This is a genomic window from Methanobacterium sp., assembly GCF_016217785.1.
In the GTDB taxonomy this organism is placed as follows: domain Archaea; phylum Methanobacteriota; class Methanobacteria; order Methanobacteriales; family Methanobacteriaceae; genus Methanobacterium.
In genome coordinates this window covers 25,418-42,794 of sequence record NZ_JACRGA010000025.1, presented here as the reverse complement: position 1 = coordinate 42,794, position 17,377 = coordinate 25,418, and the positions used below count along the sequence as shown (strand labels likewise).

Annotated in this window: 15 protein-coding genes; 4 read left to right on the top strand and 11 right to left on the bottom strand. The window is 40.0% G+C overall.

Going from position 1 to position 17,377, the window contains the following annotated elements:
• Positions 1 to 5 precede the first annotated feature (5 nt).
• From fdhF to HY987_RS09545, 3 genes are all read right to left on the bottom strand, one after another.
• Complete coding sequence (gene fdhF / locus HY987_RS09555) at positions 6 to 2,057, bottom strand: formate dehydrogenase subunit alpha (RefSeq protein WP_292757964.1); 2,052 nt, start codon at positions 2,055 to 2,057, stop codon at positions 6 to 8.
• 261 nt (positions 2,058 to 2,318) lie between these two features.
• On the bottom strand, positions 2,319 to 3,161 hold the full coding sequence (locus tag HY987_RS09550) for a formate/nitrite transporter family protein (protein ID WP_292757962.1): 843 nt from the start codon (positions 3,159 to 3,161) through the stop codon (positions 2,319 to 2,321).
• 412 nt (positions 3,162 to 3,573) lie between these two features.
• A complete protein-coding gene (locus HY987_RS09545; protein WP_292757960.1) occupies positions 3,574 to 3,819 on the bottom strand; it encodes a hypothetical protein in 246 nt (81 codons plus the stop codon).
• Positions 3,820 to 5,109: 1,290 nt separating this feature from the next.
• On the opposite strand from HY987_RS09545, the gene HY987_RS09540 reads away from it, so the two are divergent.
• The 3 genes from HY987_RS09540 (at position 5,110) to HY987_RS09530 (ending at position 7,601) form a co-directional block, all read left to right on the top strand.
• Positions 5,110 to 6,357: a M20 family metallopeptidase gene (locus tag HY987_RS09540; protein ID WP_292757959.1), complete on the top strand. Its 1,248-nt coding sequence runs from the start codon at positions 5,110 to 5,112 to the stop codon at positions 6,355 to 6,357.
• Positions 6,358 to 6,571: 214 nt separating this feature from the next.
• Positions 6,572 to 7,072, top strand: a complete 501-nt coding sequence (locus HY987_RS09535) for a hypothetical protein (RefSeq protein ID WP_292757957.1) — start codon at positions 6,572 to 6,574, stop codon at positions 7,070 to 7,072.
• 61 nt (positions 7,073 to 7,133) lie between these two features.
• Positions 7,134 to 7,601 (top strand): nucleoside deaminase, encoded by a 468-nt coding sequence (locus HY987_RS09530; RefSeq protein ID WP_292757955.1) that lies wholly within the window; start codon positions 7,134 to 7,136, stop codon positions 7,599 to 7,601.
• A 68-nt stretch (positions 7,602 to 7,669) separates the two neighbouring features.
• Here HY987_RS09530 and HY987_RS09525 read toward each other — a convergent pair whose 3' ends face one another.
• From HY987_RS09525 to HY987_RS09500, 6 genes are all read right to left on the bottom strand, one after another.
• Positions 7,670 to 8,860 carry a hypothetical protein gene (locus HY987_RS09525; protein ID WP_292757953.1) on the bottom strand — a complete coding sequence of 397 codons (1,191 nt, stop codon included), beginning with the start codon at positions 8,858 to 8,860 and terminating at the stop codon, positions 7,670 to 7,672.
• 124 nt (positions 8,861 to 8,984) lie between these two features.
• A complete protein-coding gene (locus tag HY987_RS09520) occupies positions 8,985 to 9,497 on the bottom strand; it encodes a UGSC family (seleno)protein (protein ID WP_367146896.1) in 513 nt (170 codons plus the stop codon).
• A gap of 9 nt (positions 9,498 to 9,506) precedes the next feature.
• Positions 9,507 to 11,081 (bottom strand): lysine--tRNA ligase, encoded by a 1,575-nt coding sequence (gene lysS / locus HY987_RS09515; RefSeq protein WP_292757950.1) that lies wholly within the window; start codon positions 11,079 to 11,081, stop codon positions 9,507 to 9,509.
• 92 nt (positions 11,082 to 11,173) lie between these two features.
• Positions 11,174 to 12,472, bottom strand: coding sequence for a phosphomethylpyrimidine synthase (gene thiC, locus HY987_RS09510; protein WP_292757948.1), 1,299 nt, complete (start codon positions 12,470 to 12,472; stop codon positions 11,174 to 11,176).
• Positions 12,473 to 12,810: 338 nt separating this feature from the next.
• Positions 12,811 to 13,725 carry a carbohydrate kinase family protein gene (locus HY987_RS09505; protein WP_292757946.1) on the bottom strand — a complete coding sequence of 305 codons (915 nt, stop codon included), beginning with the start codon at positions 13,723 to 13,725 and terminating at the stop codon, positions 12,811 to 12,813.
• A gap of 185 nt (positions 13,726 to 13,910) precedes the next feature.
• Positions 13,911 to 14,789, bottom strand: coding sequence for a LysR family transcriptional regulator (locus HY987_RS09500; RefSeq protein ID WP_292757944.1), 879 nt, complete (start codon positions 14,787 to 14,789; stop codon positions 13,911 to 13,913).
• A 187-nt stretch (positions 14,790 to 14,976) separates the two neighbouring features.
• Between HY987_RS09500 and hxlB the strand changes: the two genes are divergently transcribed.
• Complete coding sequence (hxlB, locus tag HY987_RS09495; RefSeq protein WP_292758457.1) at positions 14,977 to 15,561, top strand: 6-phospho-3-hexuloisomerase; 585 nt, start codon at positions 14,977 to 14,979, stop codon at positions 15,559 to 15,561.
• Between the two features lie 133 nt (positions 15,562 to 15,694).
• Here hxlB and fdhD read toward each other — a convergent pair whose 3' ends face one another.
• Entirely contained in the window at positions 15,695 to 16,435 is a 741-nt protein-coding gene (fdhD, locus tag HY987_RS09490) for a formate dehydrogenase accessory sulfurtransferase FdhD (RefSeq protein WP_292757942.1), read from the bottom strand.
• 203 nt (positions 16,436 to 16,638) lie between these two features.
• Complete coding sequence (locus HY987_RS09485) at positions 16,639 to 17,331, bottom strand: TOBE domain-containing protein (protein WP_292757941.1); 693 nt, start codon at positions 17,329 to 17,331, stop codon at positions 16,639 to 16,641.
• Positions 17,332 to 17,377: the final 46 nt, after the last annotated feature.

Sequence of the window (17,377 nt, the reverse complement as noted above, 5' to 3'; positions counted from 1 at the left end):
TGGGATCACTCCATTTTTTCAATGCTTGCTGCGGAAACTTTAAATTCCGGCATTTTGGCTGCAGGATCCAATGCAAAACTCTGGGTTAGGGTATTGGCAGCACATTCTACGAAGTGGAATGGTATGAATATTATTCCCTTCATGATGTCAGGAGTAACTTTGGCACCGATTTCAATTTCTCCACGTCGTGTTTTGACACGAACAAGTTCCTTATTTTTTATACCAAGTTCAGCAGCATCTTCGGTGTTAATTTCAACGAAACCGGTTGGAACTTCACGGTCTAAGGTCTTTGATCTTCGGGTCATACTACCTGTGTGCCAGTGGAACAGCATCCGCCCAGTGGTGAGTGTAAATGGATACTCTTCATCTGTAAGTTCAGCTGGGGGTATAAATTCGATTGGCATAAGTACACCCAGACCATCTGGAGTTGCACATTTTTCTCCCCAGAGTATGGGAGTACCAGGATGTTCTTCATCAGGGCACGGCCAGTGCAGTGCTTCTGGTTTTTCCAGTCTTTCTTTATTCATACCTGCATATTGAGGGGTGACTGTCCTTACTTCTTCAAATATATCTTGTGGTGAGTCGTAGTTGAAGAGATCAGAGCCCATTTTCTTTGCAATGTCACAGATTATAGACCAATCAGATCTAGCTTCACCTGGTGCGTCTACTGCTTTTCGTATGTATTGCACACGTCTTTCTGTACTGGTGAATGTTCCGTCTTTTTCAGCCCATGAGGTTGCAGGGAGTACTACATCTGCTAGTTCAGCTGTTTCTGTTAAGAAGATATCTTGTACAACTAAGAAGTCCAGGCTTTCAAGACCTTCTTTAACGTGTTGTATGTCTGGGTCTGAGACCATCGGGTTTTCACCCATTATGTACATACCCTTGATATCACCTGCATCCGCTGCGTTCATCATTTCAATTACGGTAAGGCCGGGTCTGCAGGTTAGATCACCACATCCCCATGCAGTCATCATTTTTTCAGCCATTTCTCCTTCTATGACCTTTTGGTATCCAGGGTATACAACTGGGAGTGCTCCCATGTCACATGCGCCTTGAACGTTGTTCTGACCTCGCAGAGGGTTAACTCCAGTACCAGGCCTTCCAAGGTTACCGGTGATCATGGCCAGGTTGGATGTGGACATAACGTTATCTGTACCAGTGGTGTGTTGAGTTATACCCATAGAATAGATAATAGCAGCATTATCTGCTTTTGCATACATCATTGCTGCTTCTTTAATTAAATCAGCTGAAGCTTCTGTTATATCTGCCACTTTTTCCGGTGGGTATTTCATGACCACTGCTTTTAATTCTTCAAAGTTTTTGGTCCGGTTTTCTATGAACTCTTTATCTTCCAGTCCTTCAGAAATAATTACATTCATCATGGCGTTCATTAAAGCCACGTCTGTTCCGGATTTGAATGGCAGGTAAAGGTCAGCTTTCTTTGCAGAAGGGGTGAACCTTGGATCTGCAACTATTAGTTTGGCTCCGTTAGCTTTTGCTTGTAAGACCCTTCTCCACATTAGGGGGTGCTGTTCTAGGGTGTTGGATCCTATGATAAATATGCAATCTGCATGTGCTACACTTTCTAGGGAGTTAGTCATAGCTCCTGATCCAAAGGTCTGTGCAAGTCCGGCAACTGTAGGGCCGTGACAGAGCCTTGCGCAGTGGTCTATGTTGTGTGTTCCTATTACGGTACGCACAAGTTTCTGCATTAAGTAATTTTCTTCATTTGTACATCTTGCGGATGATAGGAATGCTAGAGCTTCTGGATTTGCGTCTTTTATTTCACCTAATTTGGATGCAACCAAATCAAGTGCTTCATCCCAAGTTGCTTCTACAAATTCGCCGCCTTTTTTAATTAAAGGGGTGGTTAACCTGTCTTCTCGGTGGACAAACTCGTATGAAAAGTTACCCTTTGGACAAAGTTTTCCTTCATTTACCGGGTTTCTTTTCCATGGTTCCACACCTTTCAGTTTGCCATCAACACTTACTAGGTTAAATCCACATCCACATCCACAGTAGGGGCATGTGGTTGGTGTGTATTGGATATTCATTTTCTTCCTCCTCTCAATATAAAATTTATATGTAATAATTCTTCCTCTAAAATCCATGAATATTCATGATAATTTCTTTGACATAACTTATTTCCGACTATTTCCAGTGATAAATCACGGGTGAATGATTGTTTCCTATATGATCATTCATGATAGAATTTAAGATTTGGACACCCTTCCTTTTTTCAAGAAATAAAAAAGAAAAATGGAAAGGATCTACAAATACCGTTCAATTTGGCAATGTAAACTACTTTCCTCAGATTAAGCTTCTGCTTTTTTGGTACCACGCAGGTAGGTGAACCAGTAGATACAGCCCACAAATATTGCTCCACCAACGATGTTACCGAGAGTAGCTGGTATCATGTTGTTGATGAAGAACTGGGACCAGGTTACTCCGCCTATGAATATTCCGACAGGTATAAAGAACATATTTGCGACTACGTGCTCAAATCCAATGGTCACGAAAGCCATTATCGGGAACCATATTCCGAATACTTTACCAACAATATCATCTGAGGCAATTGCCAGGTAAACTGCGAGACATACTAACCAGTTACATCCAATGGCTCTCCAGAACACTTGCATCCAGTTTAGGGATGTTACAGTTTTTCCTGCTGCTACAAACTGTGCTCCACCGAGTGCTTTGGTTTTGGCGATGGTGACTGCGGTTCCTGCCCAAGGATCTGCGGTTAGAATACCGGTTAGGTATGCAAGGACATATGCAACAAATAATGCTCCTACCAGGTTGAAAACCCAGCTTCCTACCCAGTTTCGAATGGTACCCATTAGGCTGGCTTCTCCCTGAAGCATTCCCATGGGCATGTACATACAATTACCAGTAAACAGCTCAGAACCGGCTATAACGACTAGCATTAGCCCGACTGGGAACACGCCACCAAAGACGAATTTTATTAATCCTGTAGGGTAACCAGCAGCAGCCATTCCTCCAGTAGCAACTTCTGCCAGAAGTCCTCCAAATGCAATGTAGGCCCCAGCTAAAAAGCTTAAAAGAAGCAAATTACTTAAAGGGGCTTTTTCTTTCAACGCTGCAATACCAACGCATGCTTTTGCGGTATCTGCAGGTGATTTAAACGACGATGCCATATATTAACCTCCTATTTAATCGAATATTATTTTCTACTTGAATATATTCATGAATTATCATGCAGAGTTGACAAATCTATCATGATTTTTTAGTAGTTTTCTTCATTTTTTTACATCAAAATGTCTTTACTACTACTTTTTGAGTCTCAGACTCAAAATCCTACATGAATATTCATGATGTATTCATAAGATTGGTCTTATTATATCTAATATAAACTTTTGTTAACGGAACAATTTCGAAAGACTTATATCCGTTATGCAGATTTTTGCATATCATTAATAAAAAAAGAAAGTTTTAAAAGGGATTTAAAAAGAAATTAACGATAATGAATCTAAAAAATATAATTTAAGTATTAAAATTGAAATTTAGAAGAGTTAAAAAAATAAAAATTATTTAGAAGAGATAACGTAATTATTTTTTCCCTCTAATTTGCTCTTCTATCTCTTTTTGAATCTCTGCTTTTACTTTTCCCCTTATTTGCTCTTCTATCTCTTTTTTAATCTCTGATTCTACTTTTCCCCTTATTTGCTCTTCTATCTCTTTTTTAATTTCTATATCCTCTTTTCCTTTTATTTGTTCTTCTATTTCTTTTTCGATTTCAGCCTGAACTTTCCCTCTTATCTGTTCTTGTAGTTCTTTTTCAAGTTCTTTAGACATTTGACCACCTGACCCTTTAGGGGATTTTTTTATTATTAACCTTAATTAATAATAAAATTACATTAAAAATATATAAAGATTTTTATTTCTTTTTTTTCCCATAAGCTGCCCATATCTTCATTTAATAAAAAAATAACACGCTATAAACCCATTCTACAAATTATGAAAAATCATTTTTCATAACGGAAAATGTATGTAGAATTATGTAGGTTTCTATTTTTTCTCGGTGGATTATAACGCCCTTATAAATTAAAAATAATTTATATTTTACGTATTTTGCCATGATATGATTTTTATAAATAGATTAATGAAATTTTAACATGTTAGGGCATTTATTGGCCTAATAGGGAGCATAATTAAAAAATGGTACTCGGAGTCGTCATGAATTGATAATAGATCTTCAATCTTTTTTCAACTTCGTAAGTTTTATTAAGCCCTCATTTTATAACTGCATAATAATAAATTAACTGGAATAAAAAAAGTTCGTTGCAATGACTGAAAATCCCTAAAATATAATTTAATTACTAAAATAAATTTAATTAAATTATGTTAACAGATTAATCTTGATCAGGGATGTTTTATTATTTATTTCATTGACTTGAATAGAGTGGTTAACTCATAATCAAATGGTTAAATTGAGATTAGGTGATATCTTGGTATCTACAATTATCTGCCCACGGTGCAAAACTAAAAACAGTAAAAAAGCCGAAATCTGTTACAACTGCAAAAACTCTTTAAAACCCGATAAAAAATCTGATAAAAAGAATTTTTTGAGTTTTAACCCGGAATCTAGGTTTGATCTTAAAATTATCCTGGTTGGAATTCTTTTATTTGTTATAAGTAATGTTATATTTTTATACATAGTTTATGACTACGCAATGCTAGTATCTGGATTTGCCATAATGTTATTTTTATACGTTCTCTTTAAATATTACTCTCCCCAGAATGAATCGGCAAGTATGAAGAAAATTGGATATAAAGTAATTCTGTACTACCTAATAATAGTGATAGTGGGTGCTGTAATCCTACTTACGTTTCATTTATACTAGTTAAAACCGTTAATTAATCATTAAGGTGAGTATAAAGTTTTAAGATAAGGATTATGGGTAGATTCACTTGGTTAAATATTTTTTTTATTCTTACAAATTGGAGGCATGATGAATTTCTTGGGGTCCATTTATTGTCTAGTTTATCCTAATAACTGTTGGATAAGGTATAATTAATATGTAATTCTAAAAATATAATCATGATTGAATTTAAGTTCTGCCTTTGATATTTAAGGTGATTTTAATGACTCTTGAGGCTTTCTACAAGTGCATAGATGAACTGGTTAGTGATTTTGCATCATCACAAATCCAAATTTTCCGCTGGCTCCACCAGCACCCTGAACTTGCCTATCAAGAGTTTGAAACCAGCCGGTATATCCTGGAACACTTGGAGGCACTCCCGGGTGTGGAAGTCATTTCGCCCATTGCCAAAACCGGTATAAAAGCGGTTCTTCAAGGGGAAAAACCAGGCCCTACCGTGGCCATCCGGGCGGATATTGATGCTCTCCCAGTAAGGGAAGAAACTGGTCTGGAATATGCTTCTAATGTGAAAACAGATTATAATGGTCTGGAAACATACGTGGCCCATGCCTGTGGTCATGATGCCAGCACTGCAGCGGCCATAGGGACTGCCACAATTCTAAGCCAGCTTAGGTCAGAATTACCTGGAAAAGTTGTTTTCTTGTTCCAACCAGCTGAAGAAGGTGCTCCCACAGGCACTGATGGTGGGGCTCTGCGGATGGTAGAAGAAGGAGCCCTTAAGGATCCGGAAGTGCAAGCTATATTCGGCTTCCATGCCAACAGCACCTGTTACCCCGGGCAAGTCATGATCCGGGAAGGACCCACCCATGCCAGTCAGGACAGTATATTCATACGTATATGGGGTGAGCAGGCCCACGGATCCCAGCCATGGAGTGGTAAAGACCCTATTGTTGCCGGAGCATCCCTGATAAATTCCCTGCAGACACTCATCAGCCGGGAGGTGGACCTGCAGAAAGGAGCAGCAGTCATCACTGTGGGCTACTTCTGGGGAGGAATAAAGGTGAACATCATCCCTGAAGGAGCTGAAATGGGCCTAACTGCACGCTCACTTGATAAAGATAATCGTGAAATTCTTATCACCCGCATTAAAGAATTAGCTGAGATGAAAGCAGAAATGCACGGCTGCCAGGCTGAAGTGATATTTGGCCAGCACTACCCGTTGAATGTCAACAACCTTGCCTTGTATGATGCAATGCTCCCCACGGTGGAAAGAGTTGCCCAGGCGAAAAACGTTCTTTATTACCTAGCATCAACAAAATCAGAAGATTTTTCCTATTTTTCTCGTGAAATTCCTGGCCTCTATATGTATTATGGTGCTGCTCCAAGTGACCGGCCGCTCTCTGAAGTAAAACCTAACCATCATCCTGAATTCAGGGTGGATGAGAAATCCCTGAATTTTGCCACCCGCCTGGAGTGTAATTTAATTTATGATAGTCTTAGAATACTTTAAAAAATTTTTTTTATATTTAGTCTCAATGGATTATTTCAACTGCTAGGGAGTTTATTCAAACGCGTGAATTCAATTATTTCCCATATTTTACGATTTGCACCCAATCTTATAATTCCTCCAATGTTTAATTCAGGGGAAATGTTTCCATGGCGATTAATTTAAATCAGATTAATAGCATAATTAATAATGATAATTATATTTGTAGGTGGTTTGAATGAAAAGATTGATCTACATCTTGGCAGTTGTTTTATTAGTAGTAATGGCCTCTGGTTGTACCAGTGACGAATGGTCATCGAACAAAACATATTCTGGTAATGGGATAACTTTCACTTATCCCGGGACCTGGAGTGAAAATGCAACAAAAACCGTGACTACTCCAGCTGGCTCAAACAATATTGCAGCAGTTGGAAGCAGTGATGAAGGTTTTGCTATTGGAAGTATATCTGCTTCTGGACTTGACACAGCAAGTATTCAGAGTGTACTAAATCAGTTGGTACAGGAATATCAGACACAGGGATATGGTTCAAGTAAATCTATTACAGTGGATGGATCCACTGCAACCGTGATCACAACAACAAGCAAAGACTCTTCTGGTTACTACACTACCATTGCTTTCTGGGTGAAAAATAATAGTCTCTACTATGCTGCTTACGTATCCAGTAGTAACAGCACCCAAAACATGGAACGGATACTTGGTAGCCTGAAAACAACTTAGAACACTCAAATACTATTTTCTTTTTTTCATTCTTTTTTTAAAATCTATGGGGGGGACATTCATGGAAGCAGATGATCATCGTTTCATGGCCCAGGCAATTGCTGAAGCCAAAAAAAGCCTTAAAGAAGGAGGAATTCCCATAGGGGCAGTGCTGGTTGTCGATGGGGAAGTGGTGGGACATGGTCATAACCGACTGCTTCAAAATGATTCTGTTATTCTCCACGGGGAAATGGATTGCATTGAAAATGCGGGACGTCTTCGGGGAGCTGATTATCAAAAATCCACTCTTTACACTACTTTATCCCCATGTACCATGTGTTCAGGGGCAATAATGTTATACAATATTCATCGAGTGGTGATTGGGGAAAACACCACATTAATTGGTCCTGAAGAATTGTTAAGGGAAAGTGGGGTGGAAGTTAAAGTCATGGGTATTGATGAATGCCGTGAACTTTTAGAAAAGTACATTGAAGAAAATCCTAAAATATGGGAAGCAGAATTAGAACGAGTAGGTTATTGCACGGATTAATACTCACTTTTATTGATAAGTAGGGGTAGAAAAAGACTGAAATTCTGCCCGTTTACTTTATTTACCTTTTACTTTATTTTAAATTCTTCCACGGAATGTACCATTGATCCATCTTTCAGGGTGATGGGCAGGGTAACTGACAAAGATCCATTTCCAAAACCGTGACTGATCATGGTATGCCTGCCAGGACCTCCAGCCACCAGTAAAAGCACATCAGATGGGGAGCGGGTTATGCGAACATCATCACTGATAATCCATTCATCATCTAGTTTTTGACCACCACGATCACCTAAACTGGCAGGTAACAGCGCATTTTCGTGGATATGATCCTTCACATCTTCCTTTTCCCACCCATCCCTGCTGATAGTTGCTGCGTGCTCCGGGCTCATGATAACTAGGAGTTCACCTGGTACATGGCTGTTGTTACAACCAGCAGTGGCTGCAGTATGAATGATAGTCTCCAGCAAGTCTTCCGCTGTCTGGCTGCGGTGATCATTGACATTATGCGGAGCTTCAGCAGCCATCACCGTAACTGTACTATCATCCTTCAAATAACCGTTTTCTACATGGAAAAGATCCCAGGGAGTTTCATCCTCATTTTCTGTGAAACAGTAACTGTACTTGGCTGGTGATCCATGGGTAGCATGGTCACCCACTCCAGGAATTGCCCCGGCAATGTTAATAAGACACAAACGTAGGGCACGACCAATAGTAGCATTAGCCATATTACCCGGTCCCAGGCACCCTGCACCAGAATTCATTCCTAATTCATGGGGTAATGGGCCGTTAATTATGGTGCAGATGGATACTGGGTGGGTGGTGGCGTTAACTCCTGCAAGGTTGAATTTATCCTGAGAAATAGCCTGGATGACATGTTCCATTACTGGTTGAAACTGAGGCAGGCACCCGGCCATAATCGAGTTAATGGCAATTTTTTCAGGAGTAGCCTGGCCCATTTTAGGGGGTAAAAGAGCCAGAAGCTCACTCGGGTCATGTTTACTGTAATCCAGGAAACGATTCGCCCGTTCTCGGGTCGGGGGAATGATAGGTAGGCCGTCGGTCAGGTGGCGTTGGTAAAAATCGATACTGGTCTTCAGAGGGTCAGGGTCAACAAAGAACTCCATATCTGATTGACTGGCACTGCAAAGACGACTATCGTTTTTATTTTTTTCATCCTTATTTTCTTTTTTTTCCAGGATTTCATCAATAAGGCAGCCACAGGCCTGGTTATTAACTATTTTTTTATATTTTTTTACCATGGTTCTCTAACACATTTAATGGTTTAAGGTATTTCCCGGGGGGTATGGTATTGTTGGGTATTTATTGGGGTAGGTATTTTAGGATGTTAAGATATTTTAGGATATTAGGTTATTTTTAGGTATATTAAGGTATTTGCAGTAAATAAAGGAATGATGGAATAAGTTTTATGGTTTTTTCCTTCACTTCATCAGTTGAAAGCCCGGCTACGGGGTGTTTAATTTCTAAAATTCGTAATTCATCCATTCCATGGGATCTGGCCAGTTTATGGGCAAAAGATGCGAAATGGTCTGAGCAAATGGAAATGGTGGGTATTCCCCTTTTTTCCAGGCAAATGGCATCCAGTATAACCCAGCTGGTGCAGGAACCACAGTCCCCCAAAGCAAGGATGGCAATTTCTCCAGAAGAAGCTTTATCAATCTGTTCTGGTGTAGCAGGGGCGCCAGCAGGTTTTTTAACCTTTATGAATGTCCTGTTCCCCAGAGATTCTGCTAAAATATCCAATATCGCTCCAGCACCGGGCTTGGTGTTGTCAAATATGGTGACTTTTTCAAAGTCCTCTGGTAGGGGGTTAACCTTTAATTTATCTGCTTGAACCTCTCCCAGTGGATCCAGGACCTCTCGTTCAACCAGCCGCACTTTCAATTATTAGGCCTCCTTACGGAACCTTTTGATAACAAAGTCTTTATCAAGGGATAACACGAAAGAAGCAGCTCTAGGGCCCTGTTTTTTACCAATAATAACCTTGTAGATGGCCTGGAATGCCGTCTGCGGTTTCAATCCCAGTTCCTTTAGTATGAGGTACATCTGGTCGTGGAGTTCCTGGGAGTTGTAATTATTTTCCTCCAGCAGATCTGCCACCTGAAGCAAGAATGCATTCTGCTCTTCGTTTAACTGCACATCAGGTGATGTTTCCTGGACATTGAATTTAACGAATTCTGGTGCATAGTTAATAAGCCAATTTTCCACATTTTTCAAACGGGATTCCAGTCGTGAATGAGTATCCTGATCTAAATCACCATATTCTTTACCTTCCATATCTGTACTTAGCTGTGAATTCCGTTTGAGTATTGCGAAGATATTTTCGGGCTCATCAGTTATCTGGCGGGCTACAGTGAGGAAACGATAGGATGTCTGGAATGGCATGGATTCGGCAGTGTTGATCTGGGACACCTCATAGATTTTCTTAAGTTTTTCCATTTCTTTCTCAGATGCGGCTTCCTCAGTATCGTAGTAGATCCTCTCCACCCGATCATACTGGTCAATGAAGTCTAAAAAGGACATTCCTGGATCGAAGTCCTTATGTTTCAATGGTTTACTGCGGAATAAGAAGTAATTCAGGGTTTCAGGGGATCCTATTTCCAGCCATTGTCCGGGAGTGAAGAAAACTCCCTTGGATTTACTCATGGCATCGCCTTTAAGGGTGATCCACTCATAAGGAACAGGATAAGGTGCTCTATAGTTGAATATCTCTTTGGATATGACTTTACTCACGTCATATGACCCTCCACTGGCTGCATGATCCTTTCCAAATGGTTCACAAGTGACACCGAAGATTTTCCACCGGGCAGCCCATTCCACACGCCAGGTAAGTTTCCCCTCACCTGATTTGATGTTCATTTCACCCTCCTGACCACACTGACACCGGTAGTAAACGGTGTCCCCCTGATAATCATAGGCAGTGGTGGTGTTCACCCGGCCACACTCAGTGCAGATGGGATTGTAAGGTAACCAGTCACTAGCCAGGGGATGTTCCCGGTACTGGTTGAATATTTCCCTGATTCGGGGCGCTCTTTCCAGTGATTTTTTAATATAATCGTTGTAAACTCCGTCCTGGTACATTTTAAACCCGGAATAAGTTTCCAGTTCTATTCCGAAGATGGGTAGAGTTTCCAGGAATGGTTTCTGGAAGTGTTCCACGAAGTTTTCGCAGCAACCCTCCGGACAAGGGATCTGGGAGTAAGGAATTCCCAAGTACTTCTCGTAGGATTCTGGGAGAGGGTATGGCACTTTTCTCAGGGGGTCGTGGTCATCGGCAATCCAGATGGTCTTAGAGTCCTGGCCCAGTTTTTGCAGAGACTTACCCACTGCATTGGCTATGAAAACGTCACAGGAATTTCCAATATGTATGGAGCCAGATATGGATGTTCCACTGGCTACAACGTGTTTTTCAACGTCCCAGTTAGTCAAATCAGATGCAATTCGTTCAGTCCAGTGTTTCAAGTAATTCACCTTCTTATAAAAATAAAAAATATGGTAATATTTAAAATGAATAAAAAATGGGGGATAAATCTCTTTTATTCGAAAAATTTTATTTATTCGAATACTTCAGTTGGGGCTTCATCCAGCCATTCATTCACGATTTTGATAGCACAGTAACTTCCGCACATAGTACAAGTGTCAGGGTCTTCTGGTGGCCTAGCATCCCTTATTGCCCTAGCATCGGAAGGACAGATGGCGGCATTGTACTGGGCTTCCCAGTTAAGTTTTTTCCGGGCGTTAGCCATTTCTAAGTCCTTTTCACCGTTGTGTATTCCCTTGGCCATGTCACCAACGTAGGCACCGATACGGCTGGCTATAACTCCCATTTTAACGTCTTCAGGTCCAGGGAGTGCCAGGTGCTCGGCAGGGGTGACGTAACAGATGAAATCGGCTCCAGCAGCTGCAGATTGGGATGCACCAATGGATGAAACTATATGATCGTATGCTGGTGCTATGTCAGTTACAATTGGTCCTAGCATGTAGAATGGGGCTTCGCGGCACAGTTTTTTCTGGATAACCACGTTAGCTTTAATTTCGTTTAAGGGTATATGGCCCGGTCCTTCAACAATGGTCTGTACACCTGCTTCCCGAGCCCGGTCTATTAATTCGCCCAGGATGATGAGTTCCTGTACTCCTGCACGGTCAGTGGAGTCGGCAATGGCTCCAGCTCTCATGGCGTTGGCCATGGACATTACAAAGTCATGTTCCTTGGCGATTTCCAGGATGTAATCAAAGTTCTTGTAGAGTGGGTTTTCAACTTCGTTTTCCACCATCCAGGCAGATACTAAAGCTCCACCACGACTCACCAGTCCACCTTCTCTGCCCTGACGTTTAAGACGCTTGAGTGTTTCCATGTTCACACTGCAGTGAATGGCCATGAAATCGATACCATCTTTGGCCTGTTTTTCTATGGCCTTGAACATGACATCTTCATCCATGTAAATGGCGGCACCCTTTTTGCGGATGGTTTCAAATGCTGCCTGGTATACAGGCACACTTCCCACTGGTATGTCGGATACTTTCAGTATTCTTCTCCTGATTTCATCCAGGTCTCCGCCCACAGAAAGTTCCATTAGAGTATCAGCGTTATTGGCCATGGCAATTTTGGCCTTTTCTTCTTCCATGTCAAAGTCACAGATGTCAGTGGAAGTCCCAATGGTGGCGTTGACTTTGGTTCGTAGTCCCGCTCCAATACCAACTGCTTTTACTTCCCTTCCTTTGTTACTGGGAATGGCAATGGTACCTTTGGCTACAGATTTTCTGATGAATTCAACGTCGACATTTTCATTTTCTGCGACGGATTTCATTTCTTCGGTTATTATCCCTTTTCTTGCGTCATCCATTTGTGTCATAGAATCACCGTGTTAGATTCAACTTGTAAAAGTGCATTAGCTGCGGGTTCTCGTGAATTGCAAGATGCCCCTAGCAACTGATATATACTAATCTTAATTTGATTTCTACATTACCCCTAAAAATAGATATGGTTTTTTAGTCTCATAATCTGGGATCTATTCAGAAAGTTAAGCTCCAAGTTAATACTTAAATCCCAGAATATGAGCATTATCTGATTCATTGAAATTTATTATATTTCCGAATTATTATTCCCCAAATTATTATATTCCTGTTATCCCTGGATTGATATTTGATTTTAAGTTTTGTTGTATTATTGACTGGATACAAATAATCATGATCATTTTAAAGAGTTATCCATTCTTTTTTTGGCCATTTCAAGGGTGGGAACATTTGTCTGGCAGCCTTCTGCTTCCACAATGAATGAAGATACAGCGGAAGCTAGTTTACCACAATATTCCAGGGATTTACCTTCCAGGTATGATTTCAGAAACCCTGCCCGGTAAGAATCACCAGCACCAGTGGGGTCAGTGGGGTCACGCTCAACAGCATCTATCATAATCTTCTCATCAGAGTAAATAACACTTCCATTTCTACCTCTGGTTTCCACCACAATTGATGGTCCATAGTCCCTCAACTGGTCAATGCTCATGTTGATGCTTTTCAGGATGCGTCCAATTTCATGATGATTTCCAAAGAGAATATCACATATTTTTAGAACATTCAAAAGATCATGGGATGAGTACATGTGCAGGTCCTGCCCTGGATCGAATGATATGGTTTTACCATTTTCACGGGCGAATTCACCACATTTACAGTTGAAGGTGGGATCTCCTGTTGCTAGGTGCACCGCCTGAACATTACCAATGGCATTAATGGGGACAGGTGCTTCTTTAAATTTGGTGGCAGCTCCCCAGTAAAAGTAAAATATCTGATCATCATTTTTATCAGTTAACACGAATGCAGTGGGTGTTTTATCTTCATCAACAATTATCATGTCTTCAATGCCGATTTTAAGATTTTCTAAATGGTTTTGATATTCAGATCCTGAAAAGTCTCCTCCCACTGCGGATACCAGGGAAGATTCGAGACCCAGTGAGGATGCAACCACAGCAACATTGGCAGCAGCACCCCCATGAAAAGTGCGCATATTATTAATGGTAGTGGCAGAGTTCGGTAGGGGGAATTCATTAACCTGAATTATATAATCAAATGCAGTATGCCCAATGGCCAGCAAATCTCTTTTTTCCCTCAATCAATCACCTGCCTTATTTCTATTTTAAGTTTATTTAAAATTAACCAATGGTTATAATTCCATAATTAACTACTATCTGCAATTAAAAATCCACCCTTAACTATCTTGGTCTCACTTTCAAATAAATCTATTTTTAAAGATAATGAATGTATTCCACAAGGTTTTAGATATTATTTAATGATTAATTAGTCAATTCTCCCAAAACCCCACTCCTGGACCAATCTCTGGCCCCTTCCCTGGATAAAATTGGAAAAATCTTCCAGTTCATTATTGAGGAGGACCATGCTGATTATATGGCTGGTATCATCAGCCATGATGTCAGACACGGTAAAAGAATCAGGCAGAGGTGACATGAAACTTCTGCTCTGAAAGGTCAGAAGACCTTCTCGGGTTTTAATCAGTTTAAGGGCATTTTGGGGTGAACTGCACAGTTCAGTGATTTCGTAATCAACACGTAACTGATCTAAGGTGTTCCATGCCAGTCGCTGGGCTGAATGAATAACTTCCACGAACTTTCTACCATGGAGTTGGTCAACATTCTCCAAGTATTCATCAGATCCAGATACCAATACCAGATCATCTCTGGCTATGGGTATGAAGTCCAGATCATGCATAAGAGCATGTACTGGATCGTCTAAAACCAGAATATCCACCAGATCCATCTCTGCCATTTTAAGGGCGTTTAAATCATCGGTAGTGTAAATTGTCACTTCCAGGCCGTATTGACGTGCTAAAACATCCATCAAACCAGTGGCAATGGGACCTCCACCTATAACTGGCACGTCTGGTTCTGCTAATCGTCTTAAATATCGTTGATATTTTTCCAGGATCATCATTCCCTGGGGGCTGAGCCCGGAACCGGCTCCGGTGGTTTCCACTAATTTAAATCCAAGCTTTTCTTCAGCGTCACGAATTCGTCGATTTAAAACTGCATGTGATATTTTCAATCTTTTGGCAGCTTCTCGTTGTGACCAAGTATTGGTGATCTCAGTTAAAGCCTCAAAAAGTCGGTAGTTAAATGTTTCACCCTTTATACGTAGGTTTAAACTGGGATGAAACTTCATAATTTCTCCTTTTAAAATTTATATATGATAAAAATATTCTGATGTGGGTAGTGTAAGGATTTGTATAAGAATTGTATGAAATAGGACTTATATATATCAGGCCACCATAAAAAATCATATTGATTACATTAATTCAAAATTTACAATAATTTTAAAAAATATAACAATGGTGCTAATATTGAAACAAATGATTCTCAACGATGCTATAGAAGAAATAGTGGATAATGTGCACTCTGTTTCTGCAGAACTTGACCCTGAAAACATTGAAGACATGACCCGTCTCTTAAAAACATCTAAAAACGTTTTTGTAATGGGACTGGGGCGTTCGGGTCTGGTAGCCCGGGCATTCGCCATGCGTCTCATGCACCTTGGAATCAGTGTATATGTGGTGGGAGAAACCACAACCCCTGCTTTAACAGCTGAAGATTGCCTTTTATCTATTTCAGGTTCAGGTGAAACCTTCAGCATCATCAGTGCAGCGAATATTGCTCATAAAAGGGGAACCCAAATCATCGCTGTAACCTCATATGTGGATTCCACCCTGGGAGAGATGGCCGATCTGGTGGTGCATATAAAAGGACGTACCAAGATTGATTCAGAGAAAAATTATATAACTCGGCAGATGAACGGAAAACACCAGTCTTTATCACCCATGGGAACTCTTTTTGAGGTGACCAGTCTGATATTCCTGGACAGTCTTATTGCCCAGTTAATGGTTGAAATGGGAAAAACAGAAGAGGATATGAAGGCCAGGCACACGGTTATTGAATAACCGTTATCCTATATTTTTACCAACTATTATCCCATATTATCCTCTATTTTTTAGTTTTACTCTCTTTTATTATTCTATTTAATTTTTGCATTGCATTTTGGCCTACACATTTTAATTACTCTGCATAAACTAATTAGAGTATTATACGATGGGGGTGGGTGTAAATATTGAATCTACCATCTCTTAAAAAACCGATCAGGGTAATGCCTGCTTCTTCACCTATTCGTAAACCTTCCACTGTGGGGGCAGCTTTGGTAACCATAATAGATATGCCCACATTGGCCAGCTTAACCACCCTGTCAGGGGGGATCCTGCCACTGCAAACAATGAAACTATTTGAAAAATCAATTCCATTTTTTAACCCAGCTCCGATAACTTTATCCACGGCCACATGACGACTGACATCCTCCCGGACAATGAAATGACCATCACCTACAAGTGCAGCCACATGTGTGCCCCCTGTTTTGGACCAGACTTCTGCTTTTTCAATAAGTAACTGGTAAGAATCAATAATTTTATCCTTTCCAACCTTCAAATCAGAGCTAACATGGGGTATGGTCTGGTCTTGATGCACCCATCCATCGTAGCAGGAAAGATCATCAGTTTTCAAACGTGTCTGTTCATTTAAACGAACGTTTATTGTATTGGGTTTCACTGTGATTTCATCCAAATCATCCATAGAATGTATGTACCTTTCATCCAGCAGATAACCGATGGTAAAGTCTTCCAGGTTCTCTGGACTTAAATAAAATTTACCCAGTAGTTCTCCGTTAACCACCAGTTCCACCTTGGTATCAATGGCTACCAGGTCTTCAGTATGATGGGCTTCCTCTTTTACCTTAATTATATTGGTTTTCTGGAACATTTTGTTCATATGCACCACCTTTCCAACACTTTAAAAATACCTGACACGACTATATGTACTGGACATAGACTAAGTTGGGTAAAAGTAAAGTAGGATATTTATTAATCCGATAAATTAATGAATCTTCCAAAGGACGTTCATTATCTTTTAAATCGCACATAGTTGCAGCAATGGGGTTTAAAATAAATCAATTACAAGTTGTAATTTAAATTCTATAATTTAACTACTGCAATTGCAGCGGCTTTAAATCCTACAAAAACTTCTTTTCCAAGATCTAATTTTAATTCATCCCTTGCATACTGGGTGATGTCTGCAAATAGATTTACATTGCCAAGGTCTATATTTAATCGCACAACCTGATTTTTAAGTTCCATTCGGGTTATAGTTCCTTTGAAAACGTTTCTCACACTGGATTTTTGTGGTTCAAGTGTCAGGAAAATATCTTCAGGGCTAATTAAAACTAAAACTTTTTCTCCAACGTTAAAATCGCCTCTAAGGGGTAAAATAACTCTTTTATCGCCAAAATAGATGTTAATAATTTTTTTTTCTTCATCTATTTCCGCAATTTTAGATTCTATTTCATTTACATCAGTGTGCATTTTTATTACACTTTCTACCTTTCTGTATTCTCTTAAAAGGAGTCTTCCTTTAGTGGTTAGCTCACTTCCCCCTCCTCCACCTTTACCTCCCCTTTTAGTTAAAACTAATAGATCATTCAAGTCATGTTCAAGGTTTTCAATGTATTTAAGGGCACTTCTATAGGGTATGTCTGATTTCTGGGAAGCTTTGGTAATGGATCCGCACTCATCAATGAATTTTAAAAGATTGAACTTTTTCTTATCTAGTAGTATGAGTTTTTCACCAATTTCTAACCTATATTCTGGTTCATCTTTAGATTTAGTCATTGAAAACCCCCATTAATTCTGATTTTGTAGTGTAATAGTAATAATA